At 48.3% G+C, this 16,193-nt stretch carries 17 protein-coding genes, 1 other RNA gene and 2 pseudogenes; 8 read left to right on the forward strand and 12 right to left on the reverse strand.

Translation table 11 applies throughout. The features are described 5' to 3' along the window. The first annotated feature begins 198 nt into the window (after window positions 1-198). Window positions 199-1,245: an L-asparaginase 2 gene (gene ansB / locus GA0061071_RS18475; RefSeq protein ID WP_061493516.1), complete on the forward strand. Its 1,047-nt coding sequence runs from the start codon at window positions 199-201 to the stop codon at window positions 1,243-1,245. A gap of 105 nt (window positions 1,246-1,350) precedes the next feature. Here the strand turns inward: ansB and GA0061071_RS23480 are convergent. From GA0061071_RS23480 to GA0061071_RS18485, 3 genes and pseudogenes are all read right to left on the reverse strand, one after another. Beyond that, window positions 1,351-1,747 (reverse strand): annotated as a pseudogene (locus GA0061071_RS23480) (radical SAM family heme chaperone HemW); the annotation flags it as partial. A 1-nt stretch (window position 1,748) separates the two neighbouring features. Further along, window positions 1,749-1,835: pseudogene (locus GA0061071_RS23485) on the reverse strand (integrase arm-type DNA-binding domain-containing protein); the annotation flags it as partial. A gap of 311 nt (window positions 1,836-2,146) precedes the next feature. Then, a complete protein-coding gene (locus tag GA0061071_RS18485; RefSeq protein WP_088236656.1) occupies window positions 2,147-2,557 on the reverse strand; it encodes a DUF7079 family protein in 411 nt (136 codons plus the stop codon). A gap of 134 nt (window positions 2,558-2,691) precedes the next feature. Here GA0061071_RS18485 and GA0061071_RS18490 point away from each other — a divergent pair, with 134 nt between their 5' ends. Beyond that, window positions 2,692-3,273: a glycoside hydrolase family 19 protein gene (locus tag GA0061071_RS18490; protein ID WP_088236657.1), complete on the forward strand. Its 582-nt coding sequence runs from the start codon at window positions 2,692-2,694 to the stop codon at window positions 3,271-3,273. Then, entirely contained in the window at window positions 3,270-3,605 is a 336-nt protein-coding gene (locus tag GA0061071_RS18495; RefSeq protein WP_088236658.1) for a hypothetical protein, read from the forward strand. Before GA0061071_RS18490 ends, GA0061071_RS18495 begins: the two co-directional genes overlap by 4 nt. Before the next feature lie 67 nt (window positions 3,606-3,672). Here GA0061071_RS18495 and GA0061071_RS18500 read toward each other — a convergent pair whose 3' ends face one another. From GA0061071_RS18500 to GA0061071_RS18525, 6 genes are all read right to left on the reverse strand, one after another. Beyond that, on the reverse strand, window positions 3,673-4,263 hold the full coding sequence (locus GA0061071_RS18500) for a lysogenic conversion protein (RefSeq protein WP_088236659.1): 591 nt from the start codon (window positions 4,261-4,263) through the stop codon (window positions 3,673-3,675). Window positions 4,264-4,869: 606 nt separating this feature from the next. Then, on the reverse strand, window positions 4,870-7,203 hold the full coding sequence (locus GA0061071_RS18505; protein WP_088236660.1) for a primase-helicase zinc-binding domain-containing protein: 2,334 nt from the start codon (window positions 7,201-7,203) through the stop codon (window positions 4,870-4,872). A gap of 9 nt (window positions 7,204-7,212) precedes the next feature. Next, window positions 7,213-7,533 carry a DUF5375 domain-containing protein gene (locus GA0061071_RS18510; RefSeq protein ID WP_061493521.1) on the reverse strand — a complete coding sequence of 107 codons (321 nt, stop codon included), beginning with the start codon at window positions 7,531-7,533 and terminating at the stop codon, window positions 7,213-7,215. Then, complete coding sequence (locus GA0061071_RS18515; protein ID WP_088236661.1) at window positions 7,530-7,757, reverse strand: hypothetical protein; 228 nt, start codon at window positions 7,755-7,757, stop codon at window positions 7,530-7,532. The genes GA0061071_RS18510 and GA0061071_RS18515 overlap by 4 nt, the downstream gene beginning before the upstream one ends. Next, window positions 7,754-8,311, reverse strand: coding sequence for a host cell division inhibitor Icd-like protein (locus tag GA0061071_RS18520; RefSeq protein WP_088236662.1), 558 nt, complete (start codon window positions 8,309-8,311; stop codon window positions 7,754-7,756). Before GA0061071_RS18520 ends, GA0061071_RS18515 begins: the two co-directional genes overlap by 4 nt. Then, window positions 8,308-8,574, reverse strand: a complete 267-nt coding sequence (locus GA0061071_RS18525; protein WP_061493524.1) for a helix-turn-helix transcriptional regulator — start codon at window positions 8,572-8,574, stop codon at window positions 8,308-8,310. Before GA0061071_RS18525 ends, GA0061071_RS18520 begins: the two co-directional genes overlap by 4 nt. Before the next feature lie 572 nt (window positions 8,575-9,146). On the opposite strand from GA0061071_RS18525, the gene GA0061071_RS18535 reads away from it, so the two are divergent. The 3 genes from GA0061071_RS18535 to GA0061071_RS18550 all read left to right on the forward strand — a co-directional run bounded on the left by GA0061071_RS18535 (window position 9,147) and on the right by GA0061071_RS18550 (window position 12,882). Beyond that, complete coding sequence (locus tag GA0061071_RS18535) at window positions 9,147-9,944, forward strand: capsid protein (protein ID WP_088236663.1); 798 nt, start codon at window positions 9,147-9,149, stop codon at window positions 9,942-9,944. A gap of 3 nt (window positions 9,945-9,947) precedes the next feature. Beyond that, the gene (locus GA0061071_RS18540; RefSeq protein WP_088236664.1) at window positions 9,948-10,151 is read left to right on the forward strand and encodes an ogr/Delta-like zinc finger family protein; all 204 of its coding nucleotides are present in this window, start codon (window positions 9,948-9,950) and stop codon (window positions 10,149-10,151) included. A 457-nt stretch (window positions 10,152-10,608) separates the two neighbouring features. Continuing rightward, a complete protein-coding gene (locus GA0061071_RS18550; protein WP_088236666.1) occupies window positions 10,609-12,882 on the forward strand; it encodes a hypothetical protein in 2,274 nt (757 codons plus the stop codon). Between the two features lie 36 nt (window positions 12,883-12,918). On the opposite strand, the gene GA0061071_RS18555 is transcribed toward GA0061071_RS18550, so the two are convergent. The 3 genes from GA0061071_RS18555 to smpB all read right to left on the reverse strand — a co-directional run bounded on the left by GA0061071_RS18555 (window position 12,919) and on the right by smpB (window position 15,304). Beyond that, window positions 12,919-14,106, reverse strand: a complete 1,188-nt coding sequence (locus GA0061071_RS18555; RefSeq protein WP_088236667.1) for an integrase domain-containing protein — start codon at window positions 14,104-14,106, stop codon at window positions 12,919-12,921. Between the two features lie 184 nt (window positions 14,107-14,290). Next, window positions 14,291-14,654, reverse strand: a transfer-messenger RNA (tmRNA) gene (gene ssrA, locus GA0061071_RS18560). Window positions 14,655-14,821: 167 nt separating this feature from the next. Next, a complete protein-coding gene (gene smpB, locus GA0061071_RS18565; RefSeq protein ID WP_061493575.1) occupies window positions 14,822-15,304 on the reverse strand; it encodes an SsrA-binding protein SmpB in 483 nt (160 codons plus the stop codon). Window positions 15,305-15,463: 159 nt separating this feature from the next. Here smpB and GA0061071_RS18570 point away from each other — a divergent pair, with 159 nt between their 5' ends. Together GA0061071_RS18570 and GA0061071_RS18575 are read left to right on the forward strand one after the other, a co-directional pair. Next, window positions 15,464-15,901, forward strand: a complete 438-nt coding sequence (locus tag GA0061071_RS18570; RefSeq protein ID WP_061493576.1) for a type II toxin-antitoxin system RatA family toxin — start codon at window positions 15,464-15,466, stop codon at window positions 15,899-15,901. Then, window positions 15,891-16,187 (forward strand): RnfH family protein, encoded by a 297-nt coding sequence (locus GA0061071_RS18575; RefSeq protein WP_088236668.1) that lies wholly within the window; start codon window positions 15,891-15,893, stop codon window positions 16,185-16,187. The genes GA0061071_RS18570 and GA0061071_RS18575 overlap by 11 nt, the downstream gene beginning before the upstream one ends. Window positions 16,188-16,193 lie beyond the last annotated feature (6 nt).

The raw sequence follows: 16,193 nt of genomic DNA on the forward strand, positions 1-16,193 counted from the left end.
AGCCCCTTTCAGAGTGGTTGTGGCAGGTTTTTCAGAAACGTAGCAACGGTGATTTTGCTAGTGTTCTGGGTGGAAACGACATCCATCTCTAAATTTAACAATCTAAGAAATACATTTGTCTGGTTAATTGGATGAAATCACATTATTCAGCTATGAGGTTGGGATAATGCGATAAATTCACGTAACTGGAGAAATAACATGGAGTTTTTCAGGAAAACGGCACTGGCAGCACTGGTAATGGGTTTCAGCGGTGCAGCGCTCGCCTTACCGAACGTTACCATTTTAGCGACCGGCGGGACGATTGCCGGTGGTGGTGACTCCGCAACCAAGTCTAACTATACGGCGGGCAAAGTTGGCGTAGAGAATCTGGTCAAAGCCGTTCCTCAACTTAAGGATATCGCTAACGTGAAGGGTGAGCAGGTCGTCAATATCGGTTCGCAGGATATGAACGACGACGTCTGGTTAACCCTGGCGAAAAAGATCAATAACGAGTGTGACAGCACCGACGGCTTCGTGATTACCCACGGTACCGACACCATGGAAGAGACCGCTTACTTCCTCGATCTGACCGTGAAGTGCAACAAGCCGGTGGTGCTGGTTGGCGCAATGCGTCCGTCTACCGGGATGAGCGCAGACGGTCCGTTCAACCTCTATAACGCGGTGGTGACCGCGGCGGATAAAGCCTCTGCTAGCCGTGGCGTGCTGGTGGTGATGAATGACACCGTGCTTGACGGGCGCGACGTGACCAAAACCAACACCACCGATGTGGCGACCTTCAAATCCGTAAACTACGGACCGCTGGGCTACATTCATAACGGCAATATCGACTACCAGCGTACGCCTGCGCGTAAGCACACCACCTCCACGCCGTTCGACGTTTCTAAGCTGAATGAACTGCCGAAGGTCGGTATCGTCTATAACTACGCGAATGCTTCAGATCTGCCGGCAAAAGCGCTGGTGGATGCGGGTTATGATGGGATTGTGAGCGCGGGTGTGGGTAACGGCAACCTGTACAAAACGGTCTTCGATACGCTGGCAACCGCAGCGCATAAAGGGACTGTTGTGGTGCGTTCTTCCCGCGTACCGACTGGTTCAACCACGCAGGATGCTGAAATCGATGATGCGAAGTACGGTTTCGTTGCCTCTGGTTCCCTGAACCCACAGAAGGCACGCGTACTGCTGCAACTGGCGCTGACGCAGACTAAAGATCCGAAACAGATCCAGACGATGTTTAATCAGTTTTAATCGCTGAAGGCGGCTGCGCTTATCACTCTGATTTGCAGGTCTGATAAGCGCAGCGCCATCAGGCAGTTTGCTGGATGGCTTTATCCAGCAAATGCATTTACGATCTTATTCGGTGAGAAACAGTTCAGGCAGCGAGTTTAAAAACAGTTTTCCGTGCTGGGTGATCTGCCAGTGCGTCTCACTCTCGGTCAGATCCCCCTGAGCAATGGCCTCATCAAGCGGCTGACGAATCACCGTCTCCGACAACCTCGTATATTGCGTAAATTCAGTCCACGGAGCCGCTTCCGGCAGACGGAATCGGTTCATGAAAAATTCAAACGGTTTATCGACCTGCTCCACATCGAGCTGGCTTTCCAGATAACGCCCCCTGCATATAGCCATGCGGATGGCGCGTTTTGGTGGTGCGAAGAATGCGGCCATCGGGGAACGTGACGTTACCATACGCGCCGCAGCTGATGCCGGGATAATCGCCAAAGCGCCACTAGTTGAGGTTGTGCTGACACATCGCCATCATAGAGAACGTAGTCCGCTTCTTTGGGTTTGGCGGATTCGACTTCCTTAACGGATAGAGGTTTGGTTTGTCTTGCCATTGCCGGGGTTCCATAGTTTTAGGCACCTCAAAAACAATAAAGCTTTATGAGGTGCCTAACAAAGTGCCTAGAAGGTTCGGATTTAATTAGTTGGCATCAGACTTCGCGGGACAAATTGCAGACACAAAAACAGCCCGCAGGGCTTGCGCCATACGGGCTTTCAGGACTTCATCGGATGACTCTGGTAATCACCGATGGAGAATTTTGGTGGGCTGGCGGAGTTTGAATAAACTCGCTAATTTATTGAATTAAAGTATTTTTAGTGAATTCAACTTTCATCCGTATACCTAAGCGTATACCAATCGCTTCGCCTAACACTCTTTTGAGCTCATTTCCTGTGCGCATTTATCCAGCTCGGCGGTAAGCCTATTCAGCTCATCCCGAATATGTTTCCGACGCTGTTTTAACAACAATCTGGCTGGAACAACACGCTCAATGATGGTCGGCTTCCTTCTCACGTACTCCGTGACGAGCCGCTTAACATCTTCTTCTGTCCAGCCATCCATCACCGGCGTTGGGTTATAAAGAAGATTAGCCTGGAGGGCAGGGGCAACTTCCTCATCCAGAATCACAAAGATCGCTTCCCGGCTGAGCCCGGATTCCTTTAACACCTTAGCCATCCATCGATAGTCATAGTCCTGGAGTTCCCGACCGGTGAAAAGCTCCGATAAGGCGTGCCAGACAGTGATGCGGTTTGCTTGATCGTTATCTGTCAGTTGCATGTTAGCTCCTCCCGATGCTGAAAAATAAGAGGATAAGAATTTTCCTAGATTGTAAACGAAAGCAAAAAATGCCTGCCAAATGCTCAATCACGGTAGTTAAAATGATTATGGGATATAAGAAAAGGAAAAGGCAAATGGTTGATATTACAGCAGAGATGCTTTGGAATATTGCCAGGCATTACCGGCATATAGAAAGCCTGCTAAATTCACAGCATTACAATGTCCATGCCATAGCACCACATTTGAACCAATGGTTTATCGTTTATGGAATAAATACAGAATTAAGAGCCGCTCATTTTATAGCGCAAGCTTGTGTTGAAACTGCAAATTTTTCCAGATTAACCGAAGTTCCAAGGGATGGAGGTAGAGAATATGATGCAGGAACGCGGATAGGACGTAATTTAGGTAATACAGAAGTAGGTGATGGTCCAAAATTTATAGGTCGAGGGTTATTACATCTGACAGGTAGAGAAAATTATACGAATTTTGGAAGCCAGTTTGAGAAAGATTACGTAACCGATCCCACTATAGTTGCAAGGAACCCATATGTTGCCGTTAAGGCAGCGTGTTATTATTGGGATCTCAGGCATGTTAATGCGGCAGCAGACAGGGATGACGTAAATAAAGTAACCCTTCTCGTGAACGGTGGCTACAACGGTCTCGAAGAAAGGAAAGGGGCGTTGATAAGAGCAAAGAGAGAGCTTGGAATAATATGAAACTATCAACTGGCATTCTAACATTATTATTGTGTTCTATAACTTTTCCGTCTTTGGCTGCTGCGAAACAGTCTGAGTTAACTTGTAAAGCTCAGGCAATAACAGAAGCAAATAAATTGCTGGCTTTTTATCGGGACAACGATGACAGGGCTGAGGTTGATAAAGACGTAACTGCATTAGCGAAGATGCAAAATCCGGAAAATAAATCGCAATATTTTGATGTATTGCAGACCTGGGGTTATATCTACAAAGGCAAGTATCGTATGAGATTCATCTTCCTCAATGACTGTACTCTCATGGGGGAAGAAATTTTAGAGTATGCTAATCCTTAGTATCACTCTGATTTTCGTATTTAACTTGGGGCGGCATTTTTGCCGCTCCCTACGATAAAATAAGTATTCAATGATTATCATCCTTCATTTCCGGATTCTTTGGATGGTGTGCTAACAAGTGTTTGTACCGTTTAAGGATTATGTTCGATAAATTGAGTTCATTAAGGAAATGCTGTTCTAATGAAAATCCCGCAACATCAAGATCAATACTTTTGTTATTCATGTTTTGTTGCGTTGTTTTTATACCTTCCATTAAAATGCCTTGCTCATGATAATAATCCATGATAAGAGTGATGTCTTCCTTGTCGAGTTTACTTAATTCGTTGAAATAGGCTTTGTATACCTCATTGGTTTGGTTAGATGCAATTTTTAAGCGGGCTCCTCCGAGAAAGTTGAGATTAATGGCGAATGGTTCACCTGTTATATGCTCTGCGTTTTCGTCATAACCTATTTTTCTTGTGCTATCGAGAAACTTAAGAGTGCTGTGGTTATAAGAGATTTCATACGCAAACATTGTGCGAATGTTATTTTTTTTAGCTATTGTTTTTGATTCATCGTGATAATTAGTGTAAATAATGTTTCCTATAAAAAGCATCATTGCAAGAATTACTGAGCTTGCTTCCCAGTTTATTTTTTGGAGCATATTTCTAATTGTCATTTTTATCCTCAAGTTTTCAAAAAGCTAAACTAAATCACTATAAACTAAATGTGCAAACATATTGCAGTTATTAATTATGAACTGTTGCGAGATATTGATACAGAAGATAATAGGTGAATCTCGTCTTAGGCTGACCCGAATGATATATGTTAAGGATACGCATTCTTTGACATCATGAATGAGAGGAATTCTTAATGATAATGAAGGGGTTACCCCTTCAGCGATATTGCTAAGTAGTCGTATGGGCGTCATTTCTGCGAACAACTAGAGACATTATGTTAGGTTTACAGATCGCTACCGGAACCAGATTGCCATGACCATGCGGATAGCGGCAGATTTCCTCATGGCATGACATTTCACCAAGCGATTAGCTGGTTCCACTAATATTGCTATTGACAGCAATGGTCACCATTTTCGTTGTATGTTTTCGAGGGATGGGGATAAAAAATTTTTTTCAGTAAAACAGTTTAAACTGTTCACTAAGCGTTTTTGTTGTTTATTTTCATTATGTTACGTAGTGAATGGTCGGTGAAGAGTGAACAGTTAACTCTTCACTATGTGCTATTCGCAGGTAAAAAAAGACCGGCAATCGCCGGTCTGTATCGGTTATTTCGTTGTGGGCTCATCGCACTTCGGCAACCAGTCGCCGTTGCTTTCCTCTCTGAGAGTAAGGTTAGTCTGCATCCCCTGATTTGTTCGCCGCTTGTCATAGTTCAGGCCGTACTCTTTCAGCATGGTGGGTAATCCCTTGCCGAACATCGTCAGACTCAGGGTGTTCTTGTAGCCGTGTGCCTCCATATACACCAGATAGGCGTGATACAGGTAAAGCCTCGGCTGGCGTGGAATGATGTTGGCGTTACCCATATACATGCCGTCCGGTGCAGGGCGTTCCTGTAAATAGCCGCAAAAATCAAACGCCGGGTCAGCATCGCGCTTGATGCTGAGTGCCTCGCCGGAGTTCTGCTGCGACTGGAGCAGCGTGCGGGCGGTCATCGGTTCGCTGAACTTCTGCATAAGCTGGCGCACAATGACGGCCAGCTCGCGGGCGATTTTATCCTTCAGGTGCGGGTCGCGTTCTTCCGGGGCAATCTGTTCCGGGAAATGCAGAATAACCCGGCGGCGCGATACACCGCCGCTGCGGTCGGTGAAGCGCATCGGGTTATTGTTCACGGCCAGAATCACCGCCGGAATGTGGGTGGAATAGGCGTCGCGGTATTTCGGGTCAACTGACACCGCATCACCACCGGTGATGGCCTTGAGCCCCGCACCGTCCCCGCTCCATTTCTCCTGGTCAGGCAGACGGATGAGCGAGAAGCCTATCAGGGCGGCGCGCTCGCGGGGTGATTCCAGCGTTTCAATGGTCGCGGAGGTGGCGTTGTCCTCGCCTGCGAGCATGGTCGCAATTTCGGCCAGAATACTTTTCCCGCTTCCCCCTGGCCCCGTCACCTCAAGAAAGAGCTGCCAGTCGTAGCGGTTCGCCAGCACCATAAACAGCGCAGCGAGAATCACGTCGCGTTTGTCAGCGCGGCCACCGGCAGCACGGTCGAGCCAGCGCCAGAAATGCGGGGCATGGGTTTCCAGTGTTTCGCCCGCCACCGGCGGGGTGAAATCCACCTCGCACAGGGTGCGCAGCCAGTGGGATTTGTGGTGCGGGCTGAACGTGCCGCTCACAGTATCGAGCACGCCGTTACGAAAGCCAATCAGCCGCCGCGCCGGAGCGCCCTGTTGCGGAACAATCAGTTTCAGGGTCTCCACCACCGAGGCAATTCTCCCTGACGAGAACGGCGCGCGCAGGCGCTGGAAGAGTGCGGCCACATCACGGGAAAAGTCAGCCGGGGAAATCACTTTCCAGGCTCCGGCTTCATAGCGGGAAAGGAGCTGCCCGTTTGCATCCACGGCCAGCGCCTCGCCGTAGTGCTCATGCACGCGCATCGCCTTCTCACTGGTGCTCATGGCGGTAAATTCCGCCTCGCTCATGGTGTCGAACGGGCTGGCGACCGGTGGCTTAATGGCATCGTAAATCGCCTGACGCGTGGCCTGCTCGCCCTGCTGCATAAATGCGTCATTCCAGTCCCCGAACACCGGCGGCAGGGCAACCACACCGGCGCAGGCTTCTGCGGCCGCAGCGGCTTTTGTCTGCCCCTCGCCGTTCAGGTCACGGTCGGCAGCGAGGACAATCTGACAGCCCGGATGCCGGTTGCGGGTAAGGCTCGCCAGAGAAAGAAGGTTCACGGACGACAGCGCGACCATCACGGTTTCGCCGGTCAGGTGATGCACGGTCAGCGCCGTGGCGTAACCTTCGGCTATCCACAGACGTTTTCCCGCCTGTTTCTGCCCTTCGATGATATGGCATGCCCCCTTCACCTGGCCGCCTTTAAGTGTGCGCTTGTCGCCGTCCGCGTTAATGAGCTGGAGGTTCACCAGCGCGCCGGTGTCGTCATACAGCGGGACAATCACATCCCCGGCGCGGTACATCACGCCGCCGGTTTTGTGCGTGGTGGTCAGCGTCAGGCATTCGAAGCCGGGGAATCCCTTGCGGGTCAGGTAGGCGTTACCGGTGGCTGAACGGCTTTTCCCCAGCAGACTGGCCGCCAGCTCGGCGGCCTCCCTGCGGCTGGCTTCGGTTTCTGCCGTATCAGCAGCAATTACCTTCGGGGCAACCGGCGGCAGGTTGCCGGTCACGGCGTTCACCCGGTCGGCGGCTTCGCTGACCGTCACGCCCAGCGCCTTTTCAACCAGGCTCAGGCCGTCACCCGCGCCGCACTGGTTGCAGAACCACGTCCCGCGCCCCTCTTTATCGTCAAAGCGGAAGCGGTCAGCACCGCCACACACCGGGCAGGGCTGATGCCGGTTTTTAATGACCTTCACACCCAGCGCCGGGAGAATGCGCGGCCAGTGGCCGCACGCCTGTTTCACGATTTCCGTTACGTTCATTTTCATTATTTTTCCTCAGTGCACGACCGGCGCGGTGATATGGCGGGCGCATAACTCTTCCATCACGGCCAGGCCCAGAAAGGAGAGCGACGGCGCGGTTTTAAGCGGTGCGGCATTCATTAAATCTTCCAGCAGTGCACAGGCAATCTGGCGGCCTTTTTCCTCGCCGTGCTGGCGCAGATAAAACCCTTCCAGCTCGGCGGCGATGGCGGATTCCAGCGCATCAAGCGTCAGATGTGGATAGCGGTGCTGGCGCTGACACAGGGTCAGCCAGGCACAGGCCACGGCGCGGCGGTAAAGTGCAGCGCGCAGGGCGGGCGGTAACGGCTGTTTCATACCTTTTCCTCCCCGTCGAGCCAGCGCCGGTTGCAGCGTTCTATCACGGCATCGAGCTGATCCGTCATCAGGTAAATCAGGGAAATGAGTTGCAGACGCTCAGCCGGATCGCGGCGGAGTATCACGCTGTCCTGTTCCGCTGCCAGCTCGCCTACCAGATGGCCGATATTGCGCAGGTGCTCAAGATATCTGAGATCGTCAAGGGTGAGGATGGAGCGACTCATGCGCGCACCTCCGCAACCGGCAGGCGACCGGCAAACGAGAGAACATAATCGCGAACGAGGGAACGGCGCGCAGTGCACTCGTCTCCGGCAACGGTGCGGAGCATACAGATACGGGGCTTGCGGTCTGCACGACGAACGGCGGCAAACACAAAGACAAACTGCGGGTGTGACGGGGTGAGGGTCGTAGCCATAAAGGCATTCTCCAATAAGTAGCGGTTAGTGCTACCACCGGAAACGCCAATTTCACTGGTGGCAGCCCGAACGGGGTTGGCGTAACCGGCCTTATTGGAAACCGGCCAGCCCGAAGGCTGCCCCGCCCGGACTGCCATTATCTGAATGAAACCATGGTGCAAAACTGGACACCACAGCCCGGAAAATGGGTGTGTCTGAGCCACGACATAAAAAAACACGCCTGGCGCGTGTTGTGTCGCCAATAAGTTACGCGGAACGCCAATTCCGGCTGCCGATTTTGCGACAGCGGGAAAACTATACCTGGTAATGCCGACAGGAAGCAAGCCAGAAAAAGGGCCGTTTTGCTGACCGGGCAACATCATGCATCACAGCCCCGGTTACGTGCCGCGATGCGGTCACTCATCCAGGCAGTAATTTCACTGTGCGCCCACGCCACGTTTTTTCCACCGAGAGAGATTTGTTTCGGGAAAGCCTCCCGGCTGATGAGGTCGTAAATGGTAGAGCGGGACAGACCGCATAAATGCATCACTTCCGGCAGACGTAAAAAGCGCTCCTGAATAACGTCGGAAACCGGCATTAATGGCGCGGCAGGGGCAGAAGACGGGGAAGAAAAAACGGTGTGCATCGGGCTACCTCATAATGTCCATACAGTGCCGGTCGTGTCTTTCCGGCTTCGGGTAGCGCTCTATTTTGTGCATATTTTTGCATATTACAACAAGGGGGCTTCAGGCTGTTTCCTGCATGGTTGTCTGTTTAATAAGCAGCTTATTTTTCGGGTTTGCCTCTGTTTGCCAATAAATGTCAATGTTGGCCAATATAACCAGTAACTAAAATTGCAAACCTTTTTATCCAATTAATTCGGCGGGTATTAACAGGAAAAAACATCAGAAAAAAATACTGCTGTACCGGAAGAAACAAAAAGCCGGTGAACAGTAGTGAACAGTCGGTGAACACTTAACCTCTCAACTGTTCATCCTTTAACTTACTGTATTACTTATTATTTTATTTATCAGTGAACAGTGTGAAGAGTTAACTACAGAAAAACAAACAGAAAGAGGGCTTTTCCTGCGACCTCTTTCTGGCGAGCCGGTTTTTTCAGCGGTTTTCTGTGCCATCCCGGCCACAACTGCAACCGGTCGTTTCGTTGTGCAGGGCGCGGCAGAATGCACTTACATTGACAATACAGAGAGCCCCGCCATGAAAACTGAACTTATGACCTCCATCATGAAAACCATCGGCAGCACGCAGACCGGTGCCTCCCGCGCCGTTATCGACGGAGCCCTTAAGACCGTACATAAAAAAGCCGCAGAGGATAACGCCGCTGCCGTCAACCGTGCCCTGAAGGCCTTTACAGAGGCAAAAGCCGCTCACACCGGCAGCATGCTAAAACTGAACGACATCGGCGCAGCCATCACGCGCAGCGAAAAGGAACGCCAGAACGCGCTTGAGGAAAGCGCCGCAGCAGAGAAGAGCTGGCGCGAGCGTTTCCGCAGTCTCGGCGGTGCCATGACACCGGAGCTCAGGGCCGGACACAGCAGACACATCGCCGGTCGTGAGCTGGCGGAGGAGTTCACCGGCCTGATTGCTGAACTGGAGACGGACAAATCCCGCGCCATGCTGGAAGCATGCACGACAGGTAAAACGTATGTCACTGAGCATGCACGGGCGTTTGGCGTCTGCGCACAGGCAGAGTGGGCAGAGGCCATGCGGGACATCAGCCCGGCGCTGGTGCGGGCATTCTGTCTGCGCCTGCGTGCGCTGGAGCTGAACGGTGCGACGCGCCCGGCGGACATTCTGGCTGAGGAGCTGCACATGCATGTTGCGGTGCAGGCACAATTTTATAACTTTGATATGGACAATGAGCCGGTCTTCTCACAACTCGGCATGCACCGCCCGCCGCTGACCGGCGTGGATATGACGCTGTATAAAAGTCCGCTGAAGCGTTCGCAGCTTGCCACGCAACTGGCCGAAAAGAGAAAGCAGGCGAAGGACTGAGCCATGTTTCACTGCCCGTTCTGTAAACAGCCCGCGCACACGCGTACCAGTCGCTATCTGACGGAAAACCTCAAACAGCGCTATCACCAGTGCACCAGTATTGAATGCTCGGCCACGTTCCGCACCTCCGAGACGCTCGACGGTGTGATACGCAGACCGGCCATGCCGGAAAATCAGGTCCTGCAGGCAGATATTCAGCCACAATAATTCCCCGAAAATCTCCTGATTAATATGCGCCGGTACTGGTTACCGGCTGCGCCCTCAGTACCCCAAAAAACCGCTAAAAATCCCGATATTTTTCCGAAAAATACCCTGCATGCATCAGGTGCATTTAACTGCATTTATTTCCCTGCCAGCCGGAAGCCCGCCCGCACCGGTCCCGGCGCGGCCTGAGCCCGGTCATGCATCTGCATTTAAACCGCCCTGCAAAGCGGGCAGGCGAGGCGGGGAAAGCACTGCGCGCCGGAATAATAATTAATTATTCTAATTTAGGGTATGTCAGTGAGTCGTTGTAGCGGAAAGACAATCATTATGTAAATGCCGGGCTATGTAACATACAATCTGAATCATGGTCGTTAAAATGTAATTGTTACATTCATACTTTAATAAGTGAAAATGAAGGTGTGTGCGGCTAATCTTATAATTTTTTAGCAGGAGTAGTGAGATGAGCAGGAAATACAGTAAGAGGTTGATTAGTCAAAAGCCGTTTCAAATAAAAACATCTGGTGAATTTATTGAGATTGTAAATCCTTTTAAAGGTTTGAGTGAAGAAAAAATAAAAGATATCACTGGAGCAATGTCTTTGGATGCAAAGGGAAAAGTTCCGCTTTTAAAAAATGAACTTATTGAGTTAATTAAAGATGTTAATCCCATGAGTTTGTTATCGAGTTTCGTGACAAGTTCCCTCACTGCTGTAGATGAGGAGAAGGGGGTATCTATAAAAGATAGTAAAATTGAAATCCCTCAGTACTATATTGAGTATATTCAAGCTATATTTTTAACACTTCCCCCGGAGCAGTTTAACTCTAAATCAAAAACAAAAAATGAAGTGTATGATAAAATTAAATATAATTTAGATTGTATTTTTTCAATAAATATGCTGACACGGTTTGATGGTGGGCTTAGGTCCAAAAGTGATGAAGAGAAAAGTGCTTTTCTGATGCGGATTTTAATGCAGGGCCAAACTACTGCAGTTAGGAATTGGGGATATTACACTCAAGTTAAAAAGATTATTCTAGAACTTTACGGCCATTTCAATAATGAGCTTAGAGAAAATTTTGGTTTCAGTGTGGAGAATGTAGTTAAGTATTTTGACTATCTAATAGGTTCCATCGAGACAAGGATAAATGAAAGGATGTCAAAGTTACGACTTTATTATGACTTTGATATTGATTGCCTTCGTGATAATGTATTAAGTGAAATCGATGCAAGTGAATTTATGGATATCACAGGAAGTGATATTCATGATGCAAACAAGGAAACTCTGATTCATTCATTACTTATAAAATACATGAGTTATGACGATTCATTATTTGTTTTTAATGGATTACAAGTATCTGCAGATACAAATATTGCTATAAGTGAAATTAATTGTATACAAAATTATTTTTCTCTTGAACGAGGACAATTGGCTGGGGTTAACAGAGAATATTTAACTCTTGATAATCCAGTTTGGTATAAACCGCTAATCAAAAAAAATCAAGATGAATATTATTGCTTTATACCTCAAGTTTTTTTTAGTTTCATTATCCCTATATTTGATGATTTAATATCCTCCTTTGCAGAAGGCGCATTATCGGACAGAAAAGGCACTTATTTAGAAGAGAAGATCAACGAAATCATTAAGTCAAAGTTTAATGAAGCAGTAATCTATAACGGTTTAAAATGGACCCTAGATGGACAACAATACGAAACAGATGTATTAACTCTTATAGATTCGTTTGCGATTATCTTTGAAGCCAAGTCAGGTAAAATATCTAAACCAGCATTACGTGGAGCACCAGAACGTTTAAAAAAACATATAAATGAATTGATAGTAAGTCCCTGTATTCAGTCTCAACGGCTAAGAGATAGGCTTTTTTATTTGAATGAGAACTTGGATGTCGAAGATGATCTCACAAAAAAACTAGGTGAGGGGTTAAGGAAAATTAAGAAAGTGGTTCGTGTTTCTATTTCTCTAGAAACCTTTGGTGCCATGCAGTCAAATATGCAAAATATTAAAGACAGTGGATGGTTTGCAGAAGATTTGGAGTCATGTCCATCGATGTGTCTAGCTGACTTTGAAACTATTGTTGATGTACTAGATAAACCATCGTTTGTATTGCATTATCTTTCTTCACGTCAACGCGTTGAGAGCGAATATAATTATTTTGGTGATGAGTTAGATCTGCTCGGAACTTATCTGGAAACTCTTTTTTGCTTAGAGAAATCAGATGGAAAAACCAATCTAATATTGACTACAATGTCACAGAAAATCGATGACTACTATATTTCTTTAGAAAGTGGAGTAAGAATAGACAAACCAAAGCCAAAAGTAAGGAAAATTTTTATGGATATTATTGAACAGCTTGAGATTAGAAAAACTTACCGATGGTTAGAACTATCTCTATTATTAAATAACATTCACCCGAATGAGCAGGCCGTTATTAGTGGAATGATTAATGAAATGAAAAGAAACGTGAGGAAAAAATGGAGAGTTTCTGGGCACGTAAATTCAGTTATCTATGCATCAAATGTTTTTGACCACTATGGCTTTTGTTACTTTGCTTACTGTAATAAGAACCAAAAAGATGCTACATCATTTTCTGAGGCATGTGCGCATGAATCAATAGACATTCAGGGTAGAAAGCTTTGCTTAGTTGTAGGTAAGAACTTAGATGATCATAATGTTGCATATAATAAATTAGCCTTATATGGTGATTCTTCTTTTGTTTTTTGACGATATAAGATGAGATTGGGACTAATGTCCCAATCTCTAAGATTTGACCTTCATTCCCCACCAATCCATCAACTCTATTCTATCATTTAGGTATGTTGAGCGATTATATGCCCTTCTTACTTCATTTTTATCTGAATGAGCTAGTGCGGCCTCAATTACATCTGCTTTGAATCCATGTTCATTCATCGCAGTACTAGCAATTGAACGAAGCCCATGTGCAACCAGTCTGCCACTATAACCAATACGCTTCAACGCAGCATTAGCTGTCTGACTATTCATTGGTTGTTTTGGATCATTTCGACTAGGAAAAACATACTCACGATGAAAACTAATAGGCTTCATCATCTCTAAAATCTCTAATGCTTGAGACGATAAAGGAACTATATGTTCCCTTTTTGCTTTCATCCGTTCTGCAGGAATTGTCCAGAGTTTAGCTATGAGATCGATCTCTACCCATCTTGCTCCTGATGCCTCCGAAGGGCGAACAAGTGTTAAGAGCTGCCATTCAATCAGGCAGCGAGTTGGAACGGATAAATTAGACATAATTAGTGAACGCATCAGCTTCGGCAATTCCTCTGGCCGAAGCGTTGGCATGTTCTGTTTTTTAGGTTTCTCAAATGCCATACCGATACCTGACGCAGGGTTGGCATCTATCAGGCCGGTGTTCACTGCGTAAATCATGATTTCGTTAATACGCTGTACCAGGCGGCGAACGGTTTCCAGTGCGCCCCGCGCTTTAATTGGCTCAAGCGCTTCAACTAATGTCCGCGCTTTTATTTCCTGAACCGGGATCTCACCTATAGTCGGAAAAATATCCTTCTCTAACGATCGCCAGATATCTTTCGCGTAATCGGGTGTCACGCTGTTGCGTTTCATGGCAAACCAGTTTGCTGCCACATTTGAAAAAATGCTCTCTATCGCGATCTGTTGCTGCTCTGCTGCCTGCTCGGCTTGTGTTTGAGGGTCGATTCCTCTTGCTAATGAAGAGAGGTACTGCGCGCGCAAGCTTCTGGCTTCGGCCAGAGAGAGGGCAGGGAAAGCGCCTAGGCCAATCATGGTGCGCTGCTTTGTTGTCGGTCTTTGATAGCGAAAGCGCCACAGTTTTTTGCCGCTTGTTTTCACTATAAGGAAAAGGCCGTCGCCATCATGCAACGTCAGATCTTTATCAGTCGCTTTAGCGCGTGAGACTTCGGTGTTGGTCAGGGGGCGTGTTGTCCGTGCCACTGTGGCCGCTCCTTCATGAATTGGTATACGGTTTTAGGTATACATCGTACCGTATACCTAAACGTATACCAATAATCACCGGATTCAGCCGGATGACCTCGGACGATTACAGACACAAAAAAGCCCGCAGAGCTTGTGCCGTGCGGGCTTTCAGGATTTCACCGGACGTATCCGGATCATGAAGTGGTGGAGCTGGCGGGAGTTGAACCCGCGTCCGAAATTCCTACATCCTCGGTACTACATGCTTAGTCCAGTCTTTACATTCGCTTGCCAGCTGCGGACGGACACGCCACTAACAAACTAGCCTGATTAGTTTTAACGCTTCAACCCCAGGCAGGGCATCCGCGCGATCTCTTTTGGGTTTGACCTCTCTTGATCCCCGTCCTAAGAGCGGAGGCTAGGGAGAGAGGGCTTCAAAGCAGGTTATTAAGCTGCTAAAGCGTAGTTTTCGTCGTTTGCGACTATTTTTTGCGGCTTTTTACGAGGCCAACCGCCCCTCGGCATGCACCTTGGGTTTCGCAAATCCCGTCGAATCCAGAATCAGCCCCAAAAGTGTGAAATGAGTATAACACTTTTATGATGCAGCACACCAGTCCATATCGTGGCTGCATTTCATTGGGTGATGTTTACATGGCGTGTGAAGAGGAATAACCAGAACGAGGGTGCGTGGGAAATGATGCCCTCTCCCGGCGTGAGAGGGCGGAACAGGGCGCTATCAGCGTCCTGCGTTTTTCATGATACGTGCTTTATCGAGCTGCCATTCACGCTCTTTCAGATCGGAGCGTTTATCGTGCTGTTTCTTACCTTTCGCTACGCCGATTTTCACTTTGCACCAGGCATTTTTCCAGTACAGCGACAGCGCTACCACGGTGTAACCTTCGCGGTTGATGCGTCCGTAGAGTGAATCGAGCTCGCGTTGGTTAAGCAACAGTTTGCGTGTGCGGGTCGGATCGCAAACATAGTGGCTGGACGCCACGGTCAGCGGTGTAAAGTTGGCGCCAAACAGAAAGGCTTCGCCGTCTTTCAGAATAACGTAGCTATCGCCAATGTTTGCTTTACCGGCGCGCAAGGATTTTACTTCCCAGCCCTGCAATGCCAGCCCGGCTTCAAATTCCTCTTCGATGAAGTATTCATGGCGGGCGCGCTTGTTGAGCGCGATGGTTGCTGAACCTGGTTTATATGCTTTTTTCTTCGTCATAATGTCGTGAAGCCATCCGGTAATCTGATATCTGAAACTGACCTCATTGCGTCCTGTGAGGTTTAACGCGTTATCTTAGCATGAGTTCCGGCGTAGCGTTTTCCTTTCATCCTGGGGAGATGTTATTATTTGTCGATTGTGTGAACGTGGAAGAACCGAATGCCTCAGATTAGCCGGACTGCGCTGGTTCCTTATAGCGCAGAACAAATGTATCAGTTAGTGAATGATGTAAAGTCCTACCCGCAGTTTCTGCCAGGCTGTACAGGCAGCCGGGTGCTGGAGTCCGGGCCGTCGGTGATGACCGCTGCCGTGGATGTTTCCAAAGCCGGGATCAGCAAGACTTTTACCACACGCAATACGCTGGAAACTAACCAGAGCATTTTGATGCACCTGGTGGATGGCCCGTTCAAATCGTTGATCGGTGGCTGGAAATTTACACCGCTTAGTACCGACGCCTGTCGTATTGAGTTCCAGCTCGATTTCGAGTTTACCAACAAGCTGATCGAACTGGCATTTGGCCGCATCTTTAAAGAGCTGGCGGCAAATATGGTGCAGGCCTTTACCCTTCGGGCGAAAGAGGTTTACCGTGTCGGGTAAGATTGCCGTTGAAGTTGCCTATGCTTTACCAGAAAAGCAGTATCTGCAACGGGTGACGTTGGACGATGGCGCAACCGTTGAACAAGCGATTCTGGCTTCGGGTTTGCTGGATCTTCGTGACGATATCGATCTGAACGTTAATAAAGTCGGTATTTACAGCAGACCGGCTAAATTACAGGATGTGGTGCGCGATGGTGATCGCGTGGAGATCTACCGCCCGCTGATTGCTGACCCAAAAGAATTGCGTCGCCAGCGTGCGGAAAAATCCGCCAGTGCGAAAAAGTAATTTTGT

It is taken from the genome of Kosakonia oryzendophytica, assembly GCF_900094925.1.
Taxonomy (GTDB): domain Bacteria; phylum Pseudomonadota; class Gammaproteobacteria; order Enterobacterales; family Enterobacteriaceae; genus Kosakonia; species Kosakonia oryzendophytica.